16 protein-coding genes and 1 riboswitch are annotated in these 19,328 nt (G+C 64.4%); of the genes, 11 read left to right on the top strand and 5 right to left on the bottom strand.

Translation table 11 applies throughout. From position 1 onward, the window contains the following. Window positions 1–36 precede the first annotated feature (36 nt). Window positions 37–1,095 carry an ABC transporter substrate-binding protein gene (locus tag ATK23_RS09840; protein WP_066141286.1) on the top strand — a complete coding sequence of 353 codons (1,059 nt, stop codon included), beginning with the start codon at window positions 37–39 and terminating at the stop codon, window positions 1,093–1,095. A 7-nt stretch (window positions 1,096–1,102) separates the two neighbouring features. Here the strand turns inward: ATK23_RS09840 and ATK23_RS09835 are convergent, their stop codons facing one another. Continuing rightward, window positions 1,103–1,831 (bottom strand): MBL fold metallo-hydrolase, encoded by a 729-nt coding sequence (locus tag ATK23_RS09835; protein ID WP_245858358.1) that lies wholly within the window; start codon window positions 1,829–1,831, stop codon window positions 1,103–1,105. A 92-nt stretch (window positions 1,832–1,923) separates the two neighbouring features. On the opposite strand from ATK23_RS09835, the gene ATK23_RS09830 reads away from it, so the two are divergent. From ATK23_RS09830 to ATK23_RS09820, 3 genes are read left to right on the top strand one after another with little or no spacing between them, the layout of a single operon-like run. After that, a complete protein-coding gene (locus ATK23_RS09830; protein WP_066141280.1) occupies window positions 1,924–2,973 on the top strand; it encodes a FecCD family ABC transporter permease in 1,050 nt (349 codons plus the stop codon). Continuing rightward, a complete protein-coding gene (locus ATK23_RS09825) occupies window positions 2,970–4,079 on the top strand; it encodes a FecCD family ABC transporter permease (protein WP_223308768.1) in 1,110 nt (369 codons plus the stop codon). The genes ATK23_RS09830 and ATK23_RS09825 overlap by 4 nt, the downstream gene beginning before the upstream one ends. A gap of 3 nt (window positions 4,080–4,082) precedes the next feature. Beyond that, window positions 4,083–5,990, top strand: a complete 1,908-nt coding sequence (locus ATK23_RS09820) for an SIP domain-containing protein (RefSeq protein ID WP_066141278.1) — start codon at window positions 4,083–4,085, stop codon at window positions 5,988–5,990. A gap of 72 nt (window positions 5,991–6,062) precedes the next feature. Here the strand turns inward: ATK23_RS09820 and ATK23_RS09815 are convergent, their stop codons facing one another. Then, window positions 6,063–6,539, bottom strand: coding sequence for a MarR family winged helix-turn-helix transcriptional regulator (locus ATK23_RS09815; RefSeq protein ID WP_073707932.1), 477 nt, complete (start codon window positions 6,537–6,539; stop codon window positions 6,063–6,065). Window positions 6,540–6,645: 106 nt separating this feature from the next. Between ATK23_RS09815 and ATK23_RS09810 the strand changes: the two genes are divergently transcribed. After that, complete coding sequence (locus ATK23_RS09810) at window positions 6,646–8,490, top strand: ABC transporter ATP-binding protein (protein ID WP_083515570.1); 1,845 nt, start codon at window positions 6,646–6,648, stop codon at window positions 8,488–8,490. Here ATK23_RS09810 and ATK23_RS09805 read toward each other — a convergent pair. Beyond that, a complete protein-coding gene (locus tag ATK23_RS09805; protein ID WP_038993747.1) occupies window positions 8,487–8,972 on the bottom strand; it encodes a MarR family winged helix-turn-helix transcriptional regulator in 486 nt (161 codons plus the stop codon). The genes ATK23_RS09810 and ATK23_RS09805 overlap by 4 nt on opposite strands. Before the next feature lie 140 nt (window positions 8,973–9,112). On the opposite strand from ATK23_RS09805, the gene ATK23_RS09800 reads away from it, so the two are divergent. Both ATK23_RS09800 and ATK23_RS09795 read left to right on the top strand, forming a co-directional pair. Next, complete coding sequence (locus tag ATK23_RS09800) at window positions 9,113–9,688, top strand: NADPH-dependent FMN reductase (RefSeq protein WP_038993749.1); 576 nt, start codon at window positions 9,113–9,115, stop codon at window positions 9,686–9,688. Between the two features lie 124 nt (window positions 9,689–9,812). Next, window positions 9,813–10,922 (top strand): glutathione S-transferase C-terminal domain-containing protein, encoded by a 1,110-nt coding sequence (locus tag ATK23_RS09795; protein WP_083515580.1) that lies wholly within the window; start codon window positions 9,813–9,815, stop codon window positions 10,920–10,922. A 71-nt stretch (window positions 10,923–10,993) separates the two neighbouring features. Here ATK23_RS09795 and ATK23_RS09790 read toward each other — a convergent pair whose 3' ends face one another. After that, a complete protein-coding gene (locus ATK23_RS09790) occupies window positions 10,994–11,302 on the bottom strand; it encodes a hypothetical protein (protein ID WP_100339262.1) in 309 nt (102 codons plus the stop codon). Between the two features lie 117 nt (window positions 11,303–11,419). Here ATK23_RS09790 and ATK23_RS09785 point away from each other — a divergent pair, with 117 nt between their 5' ends. Continuing rightward, a complete protein-coding gene (locus ATK23_RS09785; protein ID WP_066141267.1) occupies window positions 11,420–12,328 on the top strand; it encodes an RNase H family protein in 909 nt (302 codons plus the stop codon). Window positions 12,329–12,396: 68 nt separating this feature from the next. On the opposite strand, the gene ATK23_RS09780 is transcribed toward ATK23_RS09785, so the two are convergent. Next, complete coding sequence (locus tag ATK23_RS09780; protein WP_066141261.1) at window positions 12,397–13,845, bottom strand: APC family permease; 1,449 nt, start codon at window positions 13,843–13,845, stop codon at window positions 12,397–12,399. A 272-nt stretch (window positions 13,846–14,117) separates the two neighbouring features. Here ATK23_RS09780 and ATK23_RS09775 point away from each other — a divergent pair, with 272 nt between their 5' ends. The 3 genes from ATK23_RS09775 (at window position 14,118) to gcvP (ending at window position 19,316) form a co-directional block, all read left to right on the top strand. Beyond that, window positions 14,118–15,281: a serine hydrolase domain-containing protein gene (locus tag ATK23_RS09775; protein WP_157801651.1), complete on the top strand. Its 1,164-nt coding sequence runs from the start codon at window positions 14,118–14,120 to the stop codon at window positions 15,279–15,281. Between the two features lie 35 nt (window positions 15,282–15,316). Next, a complete protein-coding gene (locus ATK23_RS09770) occupies window positions 15,317–16,105 on the top strand; it encodes an SGNH/GDSL hydrolase family protein (protein ID WP_245858356.1) in 789 nt (262 codons plus the stop codon). A gap of 102 nt (window positions 16,106–16,207) precedes the next feature. Further along, a riboswitch (glycine riboswitch) is annotated at window positions 16,208–16,305 on the top strand. Window positions 16,306–16,469: 164 nt separating this feature from the next. After that, window positions 16,470–19,316 carry an aminomethyl-transferring glycine dehydrogenase gene (gene gcvP / locus ATK23_RS09765; protein ID WP_066141255.1) on the top strand — a complete coding sequence of 949 codons (2,847 nt, stop codon included), beginning with the start codon at window positions 16,470–16,472 and terminating at the stop codon, window positions 19,314–19,316. Window positions 19,317–19,328 lie beyond the last annotated feature (12 nt).

Here is a 19,328-nt window from a genome sequence, read left to right as displayed (position 1 = left end):
CTTACAGTACCTCGCATAGTCTGGAATTACCGACCCATGAAAAATTCACGTCGCGCCGGAATTTTCGCCGCATCATCCGTCATCCTCGTCCTCGGCCTGACCGCCTGCGGCGCGTCGAGCAACTCGGCGGATCCATCGGCTGACACCTCTGCCAAGGCTGCAGAAGACTTCACCCCGGTCACCATCGAGAACATCTATGGCGAGACCACCATCGAAGAAGTCCCAGAACGCATTGCGACCATCTCGTGGGTCAACGCCGACACCCTGCTGGCACTGGATACCGTGCCGGTAGGCATGGACACCGACACCTACGGCATGAACGAGAACAACTCCACCGCGTGGAAGGACGCCGCGCTTCAAGAGCAGGGCGCCGCCATCGGCTCCGAGAACGCTCCCGTGCAGTACAAGGTGGGCGACGACATCGACTACACCGGCATCGCCGCCAGCAAGCCGGATGTCATCTTCGCCCCGTACTCGGGCCTGAAGAAGGAGCAGTACGAGAAGCTGCAGGAAATCGCCCCGGTCGTTGGCCCCATCGAGCCGAACTACCTGACCAGCTGGGAGCAGGTTACCGAAGCTGCCGGCCAGATGCTGGGCAAGGAAGAAGAAGCCGACGCCCTGATCGAAGAGATCGAAGGCAAGCTGGCCAAGGTCGGCGAAGACAACCCAGTGCTGAAGGACACCACCTTCATCGCCGCCGACCTGTCCGCTCCGGACACAGCCTACGTCTACTCCGAGGGCGACACCCGCCCGCGCTTCCTGAGCGCGCTGGGCATGACCCAGGCCGAGTACGTGCAGGAGAACGCCGCCAAGGACACCTTCTTCTTCACCGTTTCCCCTGAAAAGGTCAACGAGTGGGATTCGGACATCGTCTTCGCCTCGGCAGTTGCGGGCAACACCATGGACGACATCATCAAGGGCCAGCCGCTGTACGGCCAGATCCCTGCCGCGAAGAACGATGCAGTGGCACTGCCAGGCACCGACGAGGCAACCCTGGCCATCTCCGCGGCATCGCCGCTGTCCATCGAATGGGCACTGGAGAACGTGGTTCCAGGCATCGTGAAGGCTGCCGAAAACGCGGCTGCCGCGAAGTAGCCTCGGGCTAGGGATTCACTGACAGATAGTGCAATTGCGCTTCCAGGGAATGGGTAGCCGCGCCCACCAGGCGCGCATCGAGGTCGGGGTAGACATGCTCCAGCAATTCTGCTGGCTGCGTGTCGGCCCCGGCCTTGCCGAGTTTCCGCAGCGCCGCACGCACCTGGTCCAGCCGGGACTGGCGGTGCTCGATGTACATCTGCAGCAGCGGATGCGAGGACTCATGCTGTTCGCCGTGAGCCGGATGCAATGCCATGTCGGGCAGCTCCAGCAGCCGCTGCAGGGAGTCCAGGTAATCGGCCAGCGTGCCATCGGGATGCTCCAGGATGGTGGTGCCGCGGCCCAGCACCGTATCCCCGGTGAACAGGTGGGCGCGTTCGCCCTGGCGGATGAAGCACACCGAGTCCGAGGTGTGTCCCGGGGTGGAGAGCACCTGGATGCTGGCCCCGGCCGCATGGATCACCTCGCCATCGGCGAGAACCGGCGCATCCCGGCAGTACTCGGGGAGCTTGGCTCGCACCGGCGCCGCGGCCATCCGGCGCAGCGCATCGATGCCTCCGGTGTGATCGGCATGCCGATGGGTAATGAGCACCAGCTGGATGTCGAACACCGCCAAGGCCTGCAGATGCTCTTCGAGCTCGGGGCCCGGATCGATCAGCACCACCGGTGTTCCCGGCGCAAGTTCGCCCGCAGCCGGGTCGAACAGCAGATACGAGTTGGTCCCGTCCAAAGTCATTTCAGAAGGATTCGGCGCGCACAGCACGCCGATCCCGGGGGCGATAATAGTGGGCAAGGGAAGATGAGCCATAGCAAAGAGTGTAGGAACCAATGACCGCGACTGAAAGCGTGACGCGCCAGTCACCGGGGGCCGCATCGGCAAAAACCACCCGGAAGCTCGGCGCCGTGCTGCTGCTGATCGCGCTGCTCGCCCTGGCGTTGTTCGCCTCGCTGCTGCTCGGTGCGCGCAGCGTCTCGATCGGCACCGTCATCGATGCCATCTGGAATTTCGACCCGACCAACGGCGACCAGGGCGTGGTCGCCTCGCGCTTCGCCCGCACCGTCGGGGCCATCGTGGTGGGCGCCGCCCTGGGATTGGCCGGCGCAGGCCTGCAGGGGCTGACCCGCAACCCGCTGGCCGATACCGGCATCCTCGGACTGAACGCCGGATCCTCCATGGCAGTGGTGCTGGCGATCGCCTTCCTCGGCGTCAGCTCGCTGGGCGGAATCATGGTTGCCGCCTTCATCGGCTCCGCCGGGGTGATGGCGCTGGTCTACCTCGTGGCGAACGTGGGCCGCGACGGCGCCACCCCGATCAAGCTGGCCCTCGGCGGTGCCGCCATGGCGGTGGGCGTCGGGGCGATCACCAACGCGATCCTGATGATTTCCGATGCCACCGTGGACCGCTTCCGCATGTGGCAGGTGGGCACCCTGTCCAGCAGCGGCATCGACATCTTCCTCGGCGCCATTCCCGTGGTGGCCGCCGGAGCGCTGATCGTGCTGTCAACCGCCAGGGCCTCCAATGCCGTGTCCATGGGCGATGACACCGCGATCGCCCTGGGTTTCAACCTGAACCGCGCCCGGCTCATCGGCTCCATCGGCGTGGTCATTCTCGCCGGCACAGCTACCGCTGTGGCCGGGCCCATCGCCTTCGTCGGCCTGATGATCCCGCATGCGGTGCGCCTGCTGGTCGGTTCCGACTACCGCTGGCTGATGCCGGCGTGCCTGATCGCCGGTCCGATCCTGCTGCTGGTCGCTGATACGGTGGGACGGATCATCGCCCCGCCCAGCGAGATCCAGGTAGGCGTCATGTGCGCTATGCTCGGCGGACCGATCTTCATCATCATGATGCGCAGCGGCATGAAGTCGGTGAGCCTGTGAGCACGAGCGAAATGGAAGCAACCACCATGGCCCAGCCGACCAGTACCGGGGACGCGGACTTGCCGGCGAAGCCGCCGGCTGCCGCCCAGTCCGGCACGACGCTGGCGGCCCGGCGCCGCTCCCGCGTGCGCCGCACCGCCCTGTGGATGGTCGTGGCGCTGGTGCTCGCCATCGCCGCCTACCTGTTCTGGGGACGGGATCGCCTTCCGGCGGCCGAGGTGTTCCAGGTGCTGGGCGGCGAGAAGGTGCCAGGCACCAGCTTCATTATCATGTCCGACCGCCTGCCGCGCATCGCCGTGGGCGTGCTCGCCGGTGCTGGCCTGGGCATTTCCGGTGCGCTGTTCCAGCGCTGGCTGGGCAACCCGCTGGCCAGCCCCGACGTGATCGGCGTGGGCTACGGTGCCTCGGCGGCCGCCGTCTTCGCCATGATCATCCTCGGCTACACCGACTGGAAGCTCAACGCCTTCTCGCTGGCCGGCGGGCTGCTGGTCGCCGCGCTGATCTATTGGCTCTCGGCCGCGGGCAAGCGCACCGGGTCCCGGCTGATCCTGGCCGGCTTGGCCATCGGCGCAATGCTGCAGGCGCTGATCCAGTACCTGCTCACCCAGGCGCAGGTGAACACCGCCAGCGATGTCATGCACTGGTTGACCGGTTCACTGGCCAGCAGCAACTGGGAGAACGCGCTGCTGCTGCTGGTCTCCCTCGGCGCCATCGGCATCTTGCTGCTGCCGCTGGTGCTGCGCCAGCTGAAGATGCTGGAGCTGGGCGAAGACGCCGCGGCGGCCCTGGGCCTGCATGTCGGCTGGGCCCGTGCCCTGCTGGTCTTCGTGGCCGTGGCCATGGGTGCCCTGCCGATCGCCGTCACCGGGCCGATGGCGTTCGTCGCCTTCCTGGCCGGCCCGATTACCGCCGCGCTGACCCGCGGACCGATCAACATCCTGCTGGCCGGCCTGACCGGAGCCACGCTGGTGACCATCGCCAATTTCTTTGCCGCGAACTTGTTCGCGGACCTGTCGCTGCCGGTGGGCGTTATCACCGGCGCATTCGGTGCACCCTTCCTGATTTGGATTCTGGTGCGCGCCAACTCAACTGGAAGCGGGGCATAACCCATGGCCACTTTGCAGGCTAGCGATCTGACCTTGGCCTATGACAAGGTCACCATCGTCGACGAGCTGTCGCTGGATATCCCTACCGGGCAGGTGAGCATCGTCGTCGGAGCCAACGGCTGCGGCAAGTCCACCCTGTTGCGCGCCCTCTCCAGGCTGCTGAAGCCGGCCGGGGGGCAGGTGCTCCTGGACGGCGCGGATATCCACTCGAAGCCGGCCAAGGAGGTCGCCAAGACCCTGGGCCTGCTGCCGCAGTCGCCGACGGCCCCGGACGGCATTACCGCCCGCGAGCTGATCAGCCGCGGCCGCTACCCGCACCAGGGCCTGTTCAAGCGCTTCTCCGCGGAGGATGAGGCGGCGGTGAACCGCGCCATGGAACTGACCGGCACCACCGAGCTGGCCGACCGCTCGGTGGACGAGCTCTCCGGCGGGCAGCGCCAGCGCGTCTGGATCGCCATGGCCCTGGCCCAGGAGACCGACCTGCTGCTGCTCGATGAGCCGACCACCTTCCTGGACGTGGCGCACCAGCTCGAAGTCCTGGATGTGGTCAGCGAGCTGAACCGCAGCCGCGGGATCACCGTGGTGATCGTGCTGCACGATCTGAACCTGGCTGCCCGCTACGCCGACTACCTGGTGGCCCTGCGCCACGGCAAGATCTACGCCGCCGGCCACCCCAACGACGTGGTCACCGAAAAGACTGTCAAGGATGTCTTCGGCATGCCAAGCCGCGTGATCCCGGACCCGGTGGGCGGCACCCCGCTGGTGCTGCCCATTGGCCGGCACCGCGTGCTGCGCACCGAACAGGTCCTGGCCACCAAGGGCATCTACCGCAGCGAAGCGTCGGCGCGGGACACCGCGGCGAAGCAGGCCGCCAGCGTGAAGGAAGCCGCCGAAGCCGCGGCCCAGCTCGATCCGCAGGCCATGCGCCCGGCCCATGAGCATGTGCCGACCCTGGCCTTCGACACCACGGTCGTCAAGAGCCAGCAGCTGGCCCCGTCCTTTCGCCGGCTCACCGTCAGCGGCGAGGACCTGGAATACTTCGGCACCAACAGCCACCCTTTGGATATGCGCATCAAGCTGCTGCTGCCGCCGGCCGGCGGAACCGCGCTGACCGATGAGATCGCCTCTATGCGCCCGGAGGCTCTGACCAGCCCGGCCGAGCAGCAGGGCTGGTACAAGCGCTGGCTGTCGATCGATCCGGACACCCGCGGCTACATGCGCACCTATACGGTGCGGGCCTTCCGAGAAGCAGGGCACCGGGACAATATCGGGGCCACCGCGGAGCTGGACATCGACTTCGTGATGCACGGGCATATCGTGGACGGCCAGCTGCAGGGCGGACCAGCGACGGAATTCGGCGACCGGGCCAAGGTCGGCGACCAGCTCTTGCTGCTGGGCCCGAACAAGACCCTGAATGACTCCACCTACGGCGGCATCGAGTTCCGCCGCGGCGAGGCAACCCGCGTGGTGCTGGCCGGCGACGAAACCGCCGCCCCGGCGATCTGCGCGATCCTCGAAGCGCTGCCGTCGAACGTCACCGGCCATGCGCTGATCGAGGTTCCGGAGACCACCGACATCCTCGGTGCTTCCACCCGCTCGGGCGTCTCGGTGCAGTGGCTGACCCGCGGCAGCCACGAGCATGGAGAATTGCTGCAGGCCGCCTTGCGCCAGGTGGTCGCTATTCCGGCCGCCGGAGTGGTGCATACCAATGCCGAGCCGGAAGATATCGATGTGGATGCCGACATCCTGTGGGAGACCGGCCAAGCGAACACCGCGCCGTTCTACGCATGGATTGCCGGCGAGGCCGGCACGGTCAAGGAAATGCGCCGTTATCTGGTGCGCGATGCCGGTGTGGACCGCAAGCAGGTGGCCTTCATGGGATACTGGCGCCGCGGAAAGACCGAGAACTAGGCGGCAGCGTCAACCAGAACCAGGGCCCCGGCACACTGTGCCGGGGCCCTGGTTCGTTCTGGCAGCGGTCCGCTATTTTTCTTTGGCCGGGTTCTGGCACGCGCCGCGTGCAGGCCGCGGGTTTTCGCGGTCGAGGATTGCCAGAAGCCGGGTGAGCTCGGCGCGATCCTCGTCGCCGAGTTTGTCGAAGTAGCCATCCATGCTGGAACGGCGCAGCTCGGCAAGCTCCCCGAGCTGGGCGCGGCCCGTGGCGCTGAGCGCGATCAGCGTGGCCCGGCGGTCCGCTGGATCCGGGGTGCGCACGACCAATTTCTTGGCCTCCAGCTGGTCGACCACCTCAGTGGTCGAGCGGGCGGCAATATGCAATCGTTCTGCAAGCTGCGAGTTGCGCAGCCCTGCGTCTTCGGCGCGGGCCAACAGGGTCAGCACCCGTGATTGGTGCGGGGTGATTCCCAGGGGAATCAAGCTGTCCCTCCACCTGCCGCGAAGCATGCGCGAAGCGTGGAGGAAAAGATCTGCCAAGTCAGGCTTGGACTCGTCGTTCTGCATGTTTTCAAGAATAGTGTGTTTCTGCGGACATTTTCAAGATGCAACCACATAGTGAGGTTCCCTCTGTTATTCTGGACTTGGGAAATCCAGGACAAGGAGAGGGCTTATGAGCGCTATGGGAATGCCAGGTCCGCATCCAGGCGGTGGCGGACGGGGCCGGTCCGCGGATGCCGCAAAGGACAAGCAGTGGCTCTCCGAGCATCCGGTGTCGCTCGCACGCATCGCCGGGCTCTTCCGTCCTCATCTGGGATCGGTGATTGCCGTCATGCTGCTGATCGTGGCATCCTCGATCATCGGCTTGGCCCAGCCGTTCATCATCCGGGAACTCATTGACGACGCCATTCCCCACAGCAACGTCCGATTGCTGCTCTGGGGCGCCGGGGGACTGGTGCTGATCGCCTTGGCCACCGCGATCCTGGAAGTCCTCCAGACCTGGCGGGCAACCCTGATGGGCCAACGTGTCATGCATGGACTGCGGACCGGGCTGTTCACGCACCTGCAGAAGCAATCCCTGGGTTTCTTCACCAACTCCCGCTCCGGGGACGTGCAGTCCCGCCTGGTCAACGACGTGGGGCAGATGCAATCGGTGATCACCAATTCGGCCACGAGCATTGCCTCGAACCTGACTACGGTCGTTGCCACCGCCTGCGCGATGGTGGCGATTTCGTGGAAGCTGAGCCTGATCTCCCTGGTCGTCCTGCCGCCAGCAGTGCTGTTGGCCAAGCAAACCGCGAAGCTGCGCCGCGCCGTGACAGGAAAGCGCCAGCGCGAGATGTCTAACTTGACCTCGCTGATCGAAGAACGCCTGAGCATCTCCGGGGTCCGGCTCTCCAAGATCATGGGCACCGGCACCGCCGATGCCCAAGCTTTCGGAGACTCCAGCCGCAAGCTCATCGACCTGGAAATGAAAAGCGCCTTGGCCGGGCGATGGCGCATGGCCACGATGAGCATCATCTTCGCTGCCATCCCCGCGGTGCTCTACATCGTGGCAGGTCTGCCCGTGACCGGGCAGGGCATGAGCATCGGCACCCTGGTGGCCTTCACCGGGTTGCAGGCCGGGATCTTCCGCCCGGTCATGGGCCTGATGCAGATTTCGGTCCAGTGGATCTCTGCCATGGCCCTGTTCAGCCGCGTCTTCGAATATCTCGATACCGACCAGGCGCTGCCGGTAGCCGAGCATCCGCGGGCGGTTGAACCCGCGAAGCTGCGCGGCGAAGTGCAGTTGCGCAATGTCAGTTTCCGCTACCCCGAAGCTGATCGCGCCACCCTGGATCAGCTGAATCTGGAGCTGGAAGCCGGGACCATGACCGCGGTGGTTGGCGCTACCGGCTCGGGCAAATCCACCCTGGGATCCTTGCTGCCCCGGTTGCTTGATCCCACCGAGGGCCAGGTGCTGCTCGACGGCATTGACCTGAAGGACTTCGAACCCGAGGGGATCGCGCAGGCGGTCTCCGTGGTGGCTCAGGAAAGCTACCTGCTGCATGCCTCGATTCGCGAGAACCTCTTGTGGGCGGCGCCGGAGTCAACGGAAGAAGAGCTCTGGGATGCACTGGACGCCGCGCAGATTGCGCCACTGATCCGCAGCCTGCCGCACGGCCTGGAAACCCAGGTGGGGCAGCGCGGGCACCGCTTCTCCGGTGGCGAGCAGCAGCGACTGGCCATTGCCCGCACCATGCTGCGCAAGCCGAAGGTGCTGGTGCTCGATGAAGCCACCAGTGCGCTGGATACGGTCACCGAGGCACTGGTGCAGCGGGCGCTGGATGAGCTGGCGATGGGGCGCACCACCTTGCTTATCGCGCACCGGTTGAGCACGGTGATGCGGGCGGACCGCATCGTGGTGCTGGAGGATGGACGGATTGCCGAATCCGGTACCTTTGATGAACTGGTCCAGCGCGGGGGCCAGTTCGCCCAGCTGGTAGCCAAGAGCGAACTAGCCCAGAGGACCAGTTAGCACCCGTCCGGTTTCAGGCCCTGCTGCTCCAGGGAGGCCAGGATCTTGGGCAGCGCCGATTCGAAGGCGGTGCGCTCGGACGGCTCCAGCGAGTCGAAGATGGTTTCACGCACGAAGCTCACGTGGCTTGGCGCGGCCTCTTCGATGGTTTGGCGCCCTTGGGCGGTCAGCGTGATCTGGTGCCCGCGGCGGTCGGTTTCATCCGAGCAGCGGCTGATCAGGCCCTTGGCTTCCATGCGCCGCAGCAGGTGGGAGAGGCGGGAGCGATCCCAGCGTAATGCGGTGGCCACGTCGGCCGGGCGCAGGCTCGGCTCGGCCGTTTCCGAGAGCACGGCCAGCACTGAGTATTCGCCGGACTGCATATTCGAATCGCGGAGCATCTGGCGGTCCATGGCGCTGGGGAACTGCCAGAGGAATTCGCGCAGGGTACGCCAGAGGTCCTGCTCGCTATCGGTGAGCCAGCGGGTCTCTTCGCTCTTCATTCTCTTTCCTAACCATGTTCTGCCCAACGGGATGCCGAAATATTGTTGACGCATCAATCATCTCCTGTATAGTGGGATTTGGCAAGAGATGATGACGTGTCAACTAAAGTGGTTGGCCGCAGAGCTCCAAGGAGATTGAATTGTCGAAGATCGCTATCGTTACCGGTTCCACCCGTCCAGGCCGCGTCAACCAGTCTGTCGCGCAATGGGTGCTGGCCAAGGCCGAGGAATTCGGCGGTGCCGACTATGAGCTGGTGGACATCGTGGATTTCAACCTGCCGATTCTCGATGAGCCCTTCCCGGCCGCCTACCAGAACTACCAGAACGACCACACCAAGGCCTTCGCCGCCAAGATGAGTGAATTCGACGGCTACATTTTCATTGTTGGCGAGTACAACCACTCTGTCCAGCCTGCCTTGGCCAACGCGCTGAGCTACCTGAATGCCGAGCTGAACAACAAGGCCGCAGGCATGGTCGGCTACGGCTCCGCCATGGGTTCGCGCGCGGTGGAGCACCTGCGTGGAATCCTCTCCGAACTGCAGATCGCCCATGTGCAGAAGACCGGCATGTTCTCGCTGTTCACCGACTTCGAGAACTTCTCCACCTTCGCACCGACCGAGCAGTCCGCTGGCAGCGTGCAGCCGATGTTCGAGCAGCTTCTGGCCTGGAGCAAGGCCATGGCGACCGTGCGCGACAGCGCCTCGGTCAACGCTTAAGGGAGTTCGAATATGGCGGGGTGCTGGCAATCGGCACCCTGCCATTTCCAAACCTGTCCAACTGCCATAGTCTCGACATGAATGGTTTATGCACGGGACCGCAAAATTCTTTGGAGGGAATGCGATGAGCGACGAATACTCGACCAAGGGCTCCTACGTCACCGGCGGAGAATTCACCCGGGACACCAACTACATCCAGGACCGCATCGTCGCTGATGCCAGCGCCGAGCACTATGGGCACAAGGACAGCCACAGCAAGATTGGGCATCCCGACGCAGGGCTGTCCGAAGGCGCCCAGCTCTGGCCGGTGGAGGCCGGCCGCTACCATCTGGTGGCCGCCCGCGCGTGCCCATGGGCCAACCGGACCCTGATAGTCCGCCGCCTGCTGGGCCTGGAAGACGCGCTGTCCATCGGACTGCCCGGTCCCACCCACGATGCGCGCAGCTGGACCTTCGACCTGGACCCGGAGGGCAAGGATCCGGTGCTGGGCACCGAGCGGGTCCAGGAAAACTACTTCAAGCGCTTTGCCGATTATCCACGCGGGATCACCGTTCCGGCCATTGTCGATATCCCCACCGGCGCGGTTGTCACCAACGACTACCCGCAAATCACCTGGGACATGTCCACGCAGTGGAAGGAATTTCATCGTGAAGGCGCACCTGATCTCATTGCCCATGACCAGCTCGATGAGATGCTGCCGCTGATCAAGCGGATTTTCACCGAGGTGAATAACGGCGTCTACCGTGCCGGGTTCGCGGGGGACCAGAAGTCCTACGACGACGCCTACGACAGGCTATTCACCACGTTGGACTACCTCGAAGAACGGCTATCCACCCGCCGCTTCCTCATGGGCGATTACATCACCGAGGCCGACGTACGGTTGTTCACCACCCTGGCGCGATTCGACCCGGTCTACCACGGCCACTTCAAGGCCAATCGCAACAAGCTCATCGACATGCCCAACCTCTGGGGGTACGCCCGGGATCTGTTCCAAACCCCAGGCTTTGGCGACACCATCGACTTCGAGCAGATCAAGGCCCACTACTATGTGGTCCACGAAGACATCAACCCGACCGGGATCATTCCGAAGGGACCGGATCTGGCGAACTGGCTCGAAGCCCCGGACCGGGAAGAACTGGCAGAGCACGGCCCGTTCCTGAACGGCACGGCACCGGGCGAAGTCCGTGCCGAGGAACGCGTCCAGGCAGGACACAACCCGCTGTACCCTGCCTAGGCTCCGGAAGAACCAGCCTCGCGGCCCAGGACCAGATCCATCCCATGGAGCGGATCCCGGGCCGCTGCGCTTTATTCGAAGTCGAAGCCCTGGGCTTCGCACGCCTCCTGGAATGCTGCCAAGTCGGTGATCTTCGGCGTGCCGGCATCATCGGTGGCCACGGCAGCGCTGATTTCTCCGGTCGTGGCCTTCGCCCCGTGCTCAGCGGCTTTCGCCATGTTCGTCGCGCCCATGCCCTCGGGGTCAACCATGCCCCCGCCAAAGTGCACGCACGCGGTATGGCCCTGCGGATCCTGCTCGCGCAGCTCATCGATCGACGGGCCGCCGCAAGCGGTGAGCGCCAAGGCTAGGGTGGCCAGTACAGGCATAATTTTCTTCACAACCCAATCCTAGGCATGGATCCGCTGGGATGCTGAGTTCCGCTCTGCAGGAATTCGCTGGCGACATGGCCCTATGCCTGGAACTCCGCGGTGCGGTGAACGTGGCAGGATTAAACCATGACAATCATTGCAGCGGCGGATGGATCAGCCCTAGGGAATCCCGGACCAGCAGGTTGGGCCTGGTACGTGGACCAGGACAACTGGGCCGCTGGCGGTTGGGACCACGGAACCAACAACATGGGCGAGCTCCAGGCGGTGCTCGAGCTCTTCCGGGCTACCGAGCACCTGCCAGACGAAGAACTGAAGATCCTGTGCGACTCGCAGTACGCGATCAACTGCATCAGCAAATGGATGCCAGGGTGGAAGAAAAAGGGCTGGAAGAAGGCCGACGGCAAACCGGTACTGAACCAGGACATCCTCAAGGAACTGGATCAGGCCATTTCCGGGCGCAAATACACTTTTGAATGGGTCAAGGGACATGCCGGCCATGAGCTGAACGAGGCAGCAGACGGACACGCCCGCGCGGCTGCCACCGCGCACCAGCAGGGCACGGCAGTAGAGGCTGGACCCGGCTACACTGCCGGTGGATCAGCCTCGTCCGGCTCTCCGGCTGAGACGGAGGCGGCACCAGCACCGGCGGAAGAAACCGCTGCCACGCCAGAACCCGGCATGGACATCGCGGCCGCCGCCTATGAGCTGGAGCAGGGTTTTCTCGACCCGCAGATCCGCGCCAGCTTCGCCGAGCTGAACGACTTCCTGCACCCCGGCTATCAGGAAGTGACCCGGCATGGGGGCCTGCTGGACGTGGCCACGGTCCGATCCATGCTGGAATCCGGGGCAGCACTGCCAAGCACCGGTGCGGTGCAGGTGCTTGCGGCGCGCGAAGTGGATGCGCAGATGGTGCTGCTCGCCTACCGCATGAAGCCCGCGGATTCCCCGGTGCTAGTGGTCTCGTCGTGGTGGCAACGCACCGAACGCGGCCTGAAGCTTCGTTTCCGCCAGGAAACCATCGAGCAGGCGGCGTAGAAAACGCGCTTAATGCAGCAATGCCCGCCGAATCAATCGGCGGGCATCGCTGCATTAAGAACTAGGGATCAGTACTGGCCCGGGCGGGTTTCAATGACGCCCTTCTTGTAATTGATCCGGTTGATCAGCCAGGTGACTGCCCACAGCACGATGCCGATCACCAGCAGCAGGCCGGCAATCTCGTACTGTACCCAGTCCTCGCGGGAGCGAGCCCAAGGACCGGCAAGGAACAGGCAGAAGACCACGCCGAGGATCGGGATGGTCGTTGGCGCGCGGAACGCGCCGGGCTCCGGCTTGTCGCGGCGCAGCACCAGCAGGGCGACGTTCACGACGGCGAATACGCACAGCAGCAGCAGTGCGGTGGTGCCGCCCAGCGAGCCGACGATGCTGCTGCCGGTATCCAGGTTCACGTAGGCAACCAGTGCGATGGCCAGCGCGGTGCTGAACAGGATCGCAACCCATGGGGAGCGCCGGGTCGAGTGCACCTTGCCCAGGAACTGCGGAAGCACGCCCTGGCGGGCCATGCCGTAGAGCAGGCGGCTGGCCATCAGCATGTTCATCAGCGCCGTGTTGACCACCGCGAAGACGGTCAGGAACGGGAAGATCGCGTCCACCGGCAGATTCGGCAGGCCAATGCGCACCACATCCAGCAGGATGCCGGCATCCGGGTTCTTCGGATTCAGCAGGTCACCGGTGGGGATCACCATGATGACGGTGACGGCCACCAGCATGTAGATCACGGCGCAGATGCCCAGGCCGATGAGCATGATCTTCGGGAAGACCTTCTTCGGGTTCTTGGTTTCCTCCACCAGGTTCACCGAGTCCTCGAAGCCCACCATGGCGAAGAATGCAATGGCGGTGCCCATGGTCACGGCGGCGAAGACGCTGCGGTCGGTCGGGGTCTCGAAGACCACCAGGCGGGAGATGTCTCCGTGGCCCGAAGCGATCACGGCGAAGCCGATGCCGATGATCGCGGCCATGATGGCCAGCGACACGACGGTCAGGAAGAGGTTGAACTTCACGCTCTCGCCGACGCCGCGGAAGTTGATGATCGCGAGGATGACGATCACCGCAATAGCCGCCCACATGCCCGCTTCAGGCGTGTTGGGCACGCCCTCGACGAACTGGCCGATGCCAATCAGCAGGTTCCGCCCGACCAGGGTGGCCGAGGTGGCGGCGCTGGTAATGCCGGAGCAGGCAACGGTGAAGGCCACCAGGAAGGTCACGAAGTGGATGCCGAACGCCTTGTGGATGTACAGGGCGGCACCTGCTGCGTGCGGGTACTTGGTGACCAGTTCGAGGTAGCTGAAGGCGGTGAGGGTCGCGATCGCGAAGGCGATCAGGAACGGCAGCCACGCGGCTCCACCCACCTGGCCGGCAACCTTGCCGGTAATGGCGAAAATGCCGGCGCCGATGATATCGCCCATGATGAGGAATAGCAGCAGCTTCGGGCCAATCACCCGGTGGAGTTCTGTTTCTTTGCCGTCGGTAACGGCCGTGTCACTGTTCACAGTCATGCGATCTAGATCATCTCCTTCAAATTTGTAGGCAAACGTTACAACTTTAGGGTCAGGGCATGAAGTGGGCAAACCGGGCTCTGAGCTGGCTCGCAGAATCGCGGGACGAACGGCATTATTACGTCGGCGAGTGGCTTAATCGCTTCAAAGGTGTGAGCTGACCTACCTATATGCTGGGTGGTGGACAGCATGTGGAACCTTCGGGAAATGGGAGCACTGCGGTTAGGGTTGGTTGTTGAGGAACAAGCACTTTAAGGATTTAGATGCAATCGGTGATCACTGAAGATTTCGCGCCCCTGGCCCAGGCTTTGGAAGCGCGTGCCGCTGAGGAAGAAGGCTACTCGGCGCAGCTGGCCGTATACCACCGCGGAGAACTGGTGCTCAGCCACACCGTCGGAGAGCACCTCTCGGGCGACGCGTTGACCTGTGTTTTCTCCTGTACCAAGGGCCTGGGCGCGCTGGTCGTGGCACTGCTCGTGCAAGATGGCCTGATTGATCCGAATGCGCCCATGGCCACCTACTGGCCTGAATTCGGCGAGAACGGGAAATCCAGGCTCACCGTCGGCGAGGTGCTCAGCCACCAGGCCGGCGTGCTGGGCGTTCCCGGGGGCGTGCCCAGCAAGATCCTCCTGGACTCCGCCGAGTACGCCAAGGTGCTGGCTTCCATGCCCAGTGTCTGGCCGCTGGGGCAGAATATCGTCGGCTACCACGCGATCACCATGGGCGTGCTCATGGAAGAACTGGTCCGCCGGGTCACCGGCAAGGAGCTCAAGGAGGTCTTCGAGGAGCGCATCCGCAAGCCGCTGGGCGCCGAGGCCTACATCGGCCAGGACCCAGCGCTGGAATCGCGCTACCGCGATGTGCTGCCAGCTGCCGAAGCTGCCACCGAATTCTTCGACCCGTTTTCCCCGGCCGGACTGGCGGTGAATTCGGCCTCCGGGTTCGCGCTTGAAACTGGCCCGGTCTACAACTGGCACGAACTGGCCAATGCGCCGCAGGTGCGCGAACTGGGCCCGGCATCCATGGGAGCGGTGGCCAACGCCCAGGGCCTGGCCGCCATCTATGCCGCATCCTTCGGTGCAGTTCCGGCACTGGGAACCACGCGCGGATTCCTTTCCGCCGACACCTGGTCCCAGGTATCCACCGAACTGGTCTACGGCCATGACCGGACCAATGGACTGCTGCAGGCCTTCGCCCTGGGATTTATGAAGGCCACCGCGCGCAACAATTACGGCTCGATTTTCGCCTACGGCCATGACGGTGCGAACTCCTCGCTGGCCTTCGCCGATCCGGCCCACCAGCTGGGCTTCGGATTCATCCCCTCGCGCAATGAAGGTCTCAAGGAGACCTCCACCGGGGTGAAGCTCAGCCAGCTGGCGCGCCAGCTGATCATGCAGAAGAACATGGCGGCCCAGGCTGCCGGCAACAACGCATAGCCGCCCCACCGGGCAAGGAACGAAGCAGGAGCGAAGTGAAGAAGTTTGTGGCACTGGGTGACTCGTTCACCGAAGGCGTTGGCGACGCGGATCCGGTCCGCCCTAACCAGGTGCGCGGCTGGGCGGACCGGGTGGCCGAGGTGCTCTGCGCCGAAGGAGAATGGGAATACGCCAATCTGGCCGTGCGCGGCAAGAAGATCGGCCAGGTGATCAACCAGCAGCTGGACCAGGCCCTTGCGTTGGCCCCGGATCTGGTCTCCATCTACGCCGGCGGCAACGACATCCTGCGGCCCAAGGCCGACCTGGATGCGCTGATGCGCGGCTATGCCGGCATGGTGCGCCGCTTTTCCGAAGCCGGAAGCACGGTGCTGCTGTTCACCGGTTTCGACACCGTGGACTCGCCGCTGTTCTCCAAGACCCGTCCGCGCACTGCCATCTACAACGAGAAGGTCCGCGAAATCGCGGACGAATACGGTGCGCTGATCGCCGACTACTGGCGATGGCGCGAATTCTCTGACCTGCGCTACTGGGCGCCGGACCGGCTGCACATGAACGAGCTGGGCCACACGCTGATGGCCTCCAAGGTCCTGGACGTGCTCGGCACCGGGCAGATCACCAAGGAGAACTGGTCTGCGAAGATCCAGCAGCCGTCGCTGCCGGATCTGGCGGTGAACTCGCGCGGCGAGAAACTGAAGCAGGAATTGGGCTGGGCCAGGGAGCATTTGGCTCCGTGGATCAAGCGACGGCTCACCGGCACCTCATCGGGAGATTCCTTATCAGCGAAGTATCCCGATTACATCCGTTTAACTGCAGGCGCAAACTGAACGCGTTTATGACTTTTCCTGCCACCGTTCCTGTTTGACGTTGGGGGCGAGGCGGGTAACATGGTGGTGTGCTGCAGGTCTCCGGCCGGCAGCACACGCCATAGACGGATGGCGGGAGAGTCCCGTTCACACCATGGACGGGCGCCGTAGGAGCAATTCCTCCCCAGGAAACTCTCAGGCACCCGTACCGCCATCATGAGGCAACTCTGGAAAGAAACCGGCCCGTTCCGGTTCACCGAAGGTGCAAGTACCCGGCCTGGTTTGCTGGATGCGTAAAACTCTCAGGTTATGCAACAGGGATGGGGAGGTAAAAAGACCTTCCTTTGGCATGCGCCAAGACAGATCCCATGGAGATACCCGCACCATGACCATCACGCAGACTTCGGCACCAGCGAATACCGAATTCGTCTCCCGCCATATCGGCCCGCGTCCTTCCGACGTTGCCACCATGCTTCAGAGCCTGGGCTACGACAGCCTGGAAGCACTGATCGACACCGCCGTTCCGGCAGATATCCGCCAGGACTCCGCACTGGATATCCCTGATGCGCTGAGCGAAACCGAAGCCTTGGCCCGCCTGCGTGCGCTTGCCTCGAAGAACGTCATGAAGACCCAGATGATCGGCCAGGGCTTCTACGACACCATCACCCCAGCCGTAATCCGCCGCAACATCGTGGAAAACCCTGCCTGGTACACCGCCTACACCCCGTACCAGCCGGAAATCTCCCAGGGCCGCCTCGAAGCCCTGCTGAACTTCCAGACCATGGTCATGGACCTGACCGGCCTGCCGATCGCCAACGCTTCGCTGCTGGACGAATCCTCGGCCGCAGCCGAAGCCGTGCTGATGATGCGCCGCGCCAACAAGAAGAAGGCCAAGGGCAAGACCGTCCTGGACTCCAACATCTTCCCGCAGACCCTGAAGGTCGTGCAGGGCCGCGCCGACGCGCTGGGCTTCGAGATCGAGGTCGCCGACCTGTCCGCAGGCCTGCCCGAGGGCGACATCTCCGGCATCGTGCTGCAGCAGCCGGGCAATGACGGCTCGATCGCCGATCACGCGTCGATCATCGCCGCCGCCAAGGAAGCCGGCGCCATGGTGACCGTGATCGCGGACCTGCTGTCGCTGACCATGATCACCCCTCCGGGCGAGCAGGGCGCCGACATCGCCGTGGGCAACACCCAGCGCTTCGGCGTGCCGCTGTTCTTCGGCGGACCGCACGCAGCCTACATGGCTGTTGCCGATGGCCTGACCCGCTCGATGCCAGGCCGCCTGGTGGGCGTCTCGGCCGATGACGCTGGCGTTCCCGCGTACCGCCTGGCGCTGCAGACCCGCGAGCAGCACATCCGCCGCGAGAAGGCCACTTCCAACATCTGCACCGCGCAGGCCCTGCTGGCCATCTGCGCATCGATGTACGCCGTCTACCACGGTCCTGCCGGCCTGAAGCAGATCGCAACCCGTGCCAACAACCACGCCCGCGTGATCGCCAGCTCGCTGGTCGCAGGCGGCTTCACCCTGGCCTCGGATACCTTCTTCGACACCGTTGTGGTGAACGTCGAGAACGCCGATGCCATCATCGCCAAGGCCGTCGAAGCAGGCATCAACCTGCGCAAGGTGGGCAAAACCCAGGTGGGCATCTCCACCGACGAAACCACCACCTCCGCCGTGGTCAAGACCCTGCTTGAGGTCTTCGGTGCGGAACTCTCGGCTCCGGAAGGCTTCGAGCTGCCCGAGTCGATGGTGCGCACCAGCGACTTCATGACCCACCCGATCTTCAACTCGATCTCCTCCGAGACCCAGATGATGCGCTACCTGCGCCGCCTCTCGGATCGCGACCTGGCACTGGACCGCACCATGATCCCGCTGGGCTCGTGCACCATGAAGCTGAATTCGGCCGCCGAGATGGAATCCATCACCTGGCCTGAATTCGCATCTATCCACCCCTACGCACCTGCCGCGCAGACCGCCGGCTGGCGCGAGCTGATCACCGACCTGGAAGGCCGCCTGACCGCCATCACCGGCTACGCAGGCGTCTCCATCCAGCCGAACGCCGGCTCGCAGGGCGAGTACGCCGGCCTGCTGGCCATCTCGGACTACCACCGTTCGCGCGGCGAAAGCCAGCGCGACCTGTGCCTGATCCCTGCATCGGCGCACGGCACCAATGCCGCTTCGGCGGTGCTGGCAGGCATGCGCGTGGTCGTCGTGAAGACCGCGGCCGATGGCACCATCGACGCCAATGACCTGGATGCCAAGATCGAGGCCAACAAGGACGTCCTTGCCGCCATCATGATCACCTACCCATCCACCCACGGTGTCTACGACGCCGACGTGCGCGAGGTCTGCGACAAGGTCCACGCCGCCGGCGGCCAGGTGTACATCGATGGCGCGAACATGAACGCCATGGTGGGCCTGGCCCAGCCGGGCAAGTTCGGCGGCGACGTGTCGCACCTGAACCTGCACAAGACCTTCTGCATCCCGCACGGCGGCGGCGGTCCGGGCGTTGGCCCGATCGGCGTGGGCGAGCACCTGCTGCCGTTCCTGCCAGGCGACGCCTCCGGCACCTACTCCGAGCGCGACGGCGTGCCGGTCGTGGCAACCGCCTTCGGCTCGGCCGGCGTGCTGCCGATCTCCTGGGCCTACATCGCGATGATGGGCGGCGACGGACTGACCGAAGCCACCAAGCACGCGATCCTGAACGCGAACTACATCGCTAAGCGCCTGGGCGAGCACTTCCCGATCCTGTTCACCGGCAACCAGGACCTGGTCGCCCACGAATGCATCCTGGACCTGCGCGAACTGACCGCCAAGACCGGGGTCACCGCCGAGGACGTGGCCAAGCGCCTGATCGACTTCGGCTTCCACGCGCCAACCCTGTCCTTCCCGGTCGCCGGCACCCTGATGGTGGAGCCGACCGAGTCCGAGGACCTGGCCGAGATCGAGCGCTTCATCGAAGCCATGATCACCATCCGCCAGGAAATGGACGAGGTGCTCTCCGGTGCGTACAGCATCGAGGAATCCCCGCTGCGCAACGCTCCGCACACGGTCTCGGCAGTGGTCAACAGCAACTGGGACCGCAAGTACTCGGTGGAGCAGGCAGCCTTCCCGGTAGCCAGCCTGAAGTTCGACAAGTACTTCCCAACCGTGGGCCGCATCGACGGCGCCGGCGGCGACCGCAACCTGATCTGCTCCTGCCCGGCTCCTGAAGCCTTCGAAGACTAAGGAAGAGTTAGA

The organism is Glutamicibacter nicotianae (genome assembly GCF_002797775.1).
Classification (GTDB): domain Bacteria; phylum Actinomycetota; class Actinomycetes; order Actinomycetales; family Micrococcaceae; genus Glutamicibacter; species Glutamicibacter nicotianae.
The sequence above is the reverse complement of the archived record's forward strand: the minus strand, read 5'-3'. Positions and strand labels throughout refer to the sequence as shown.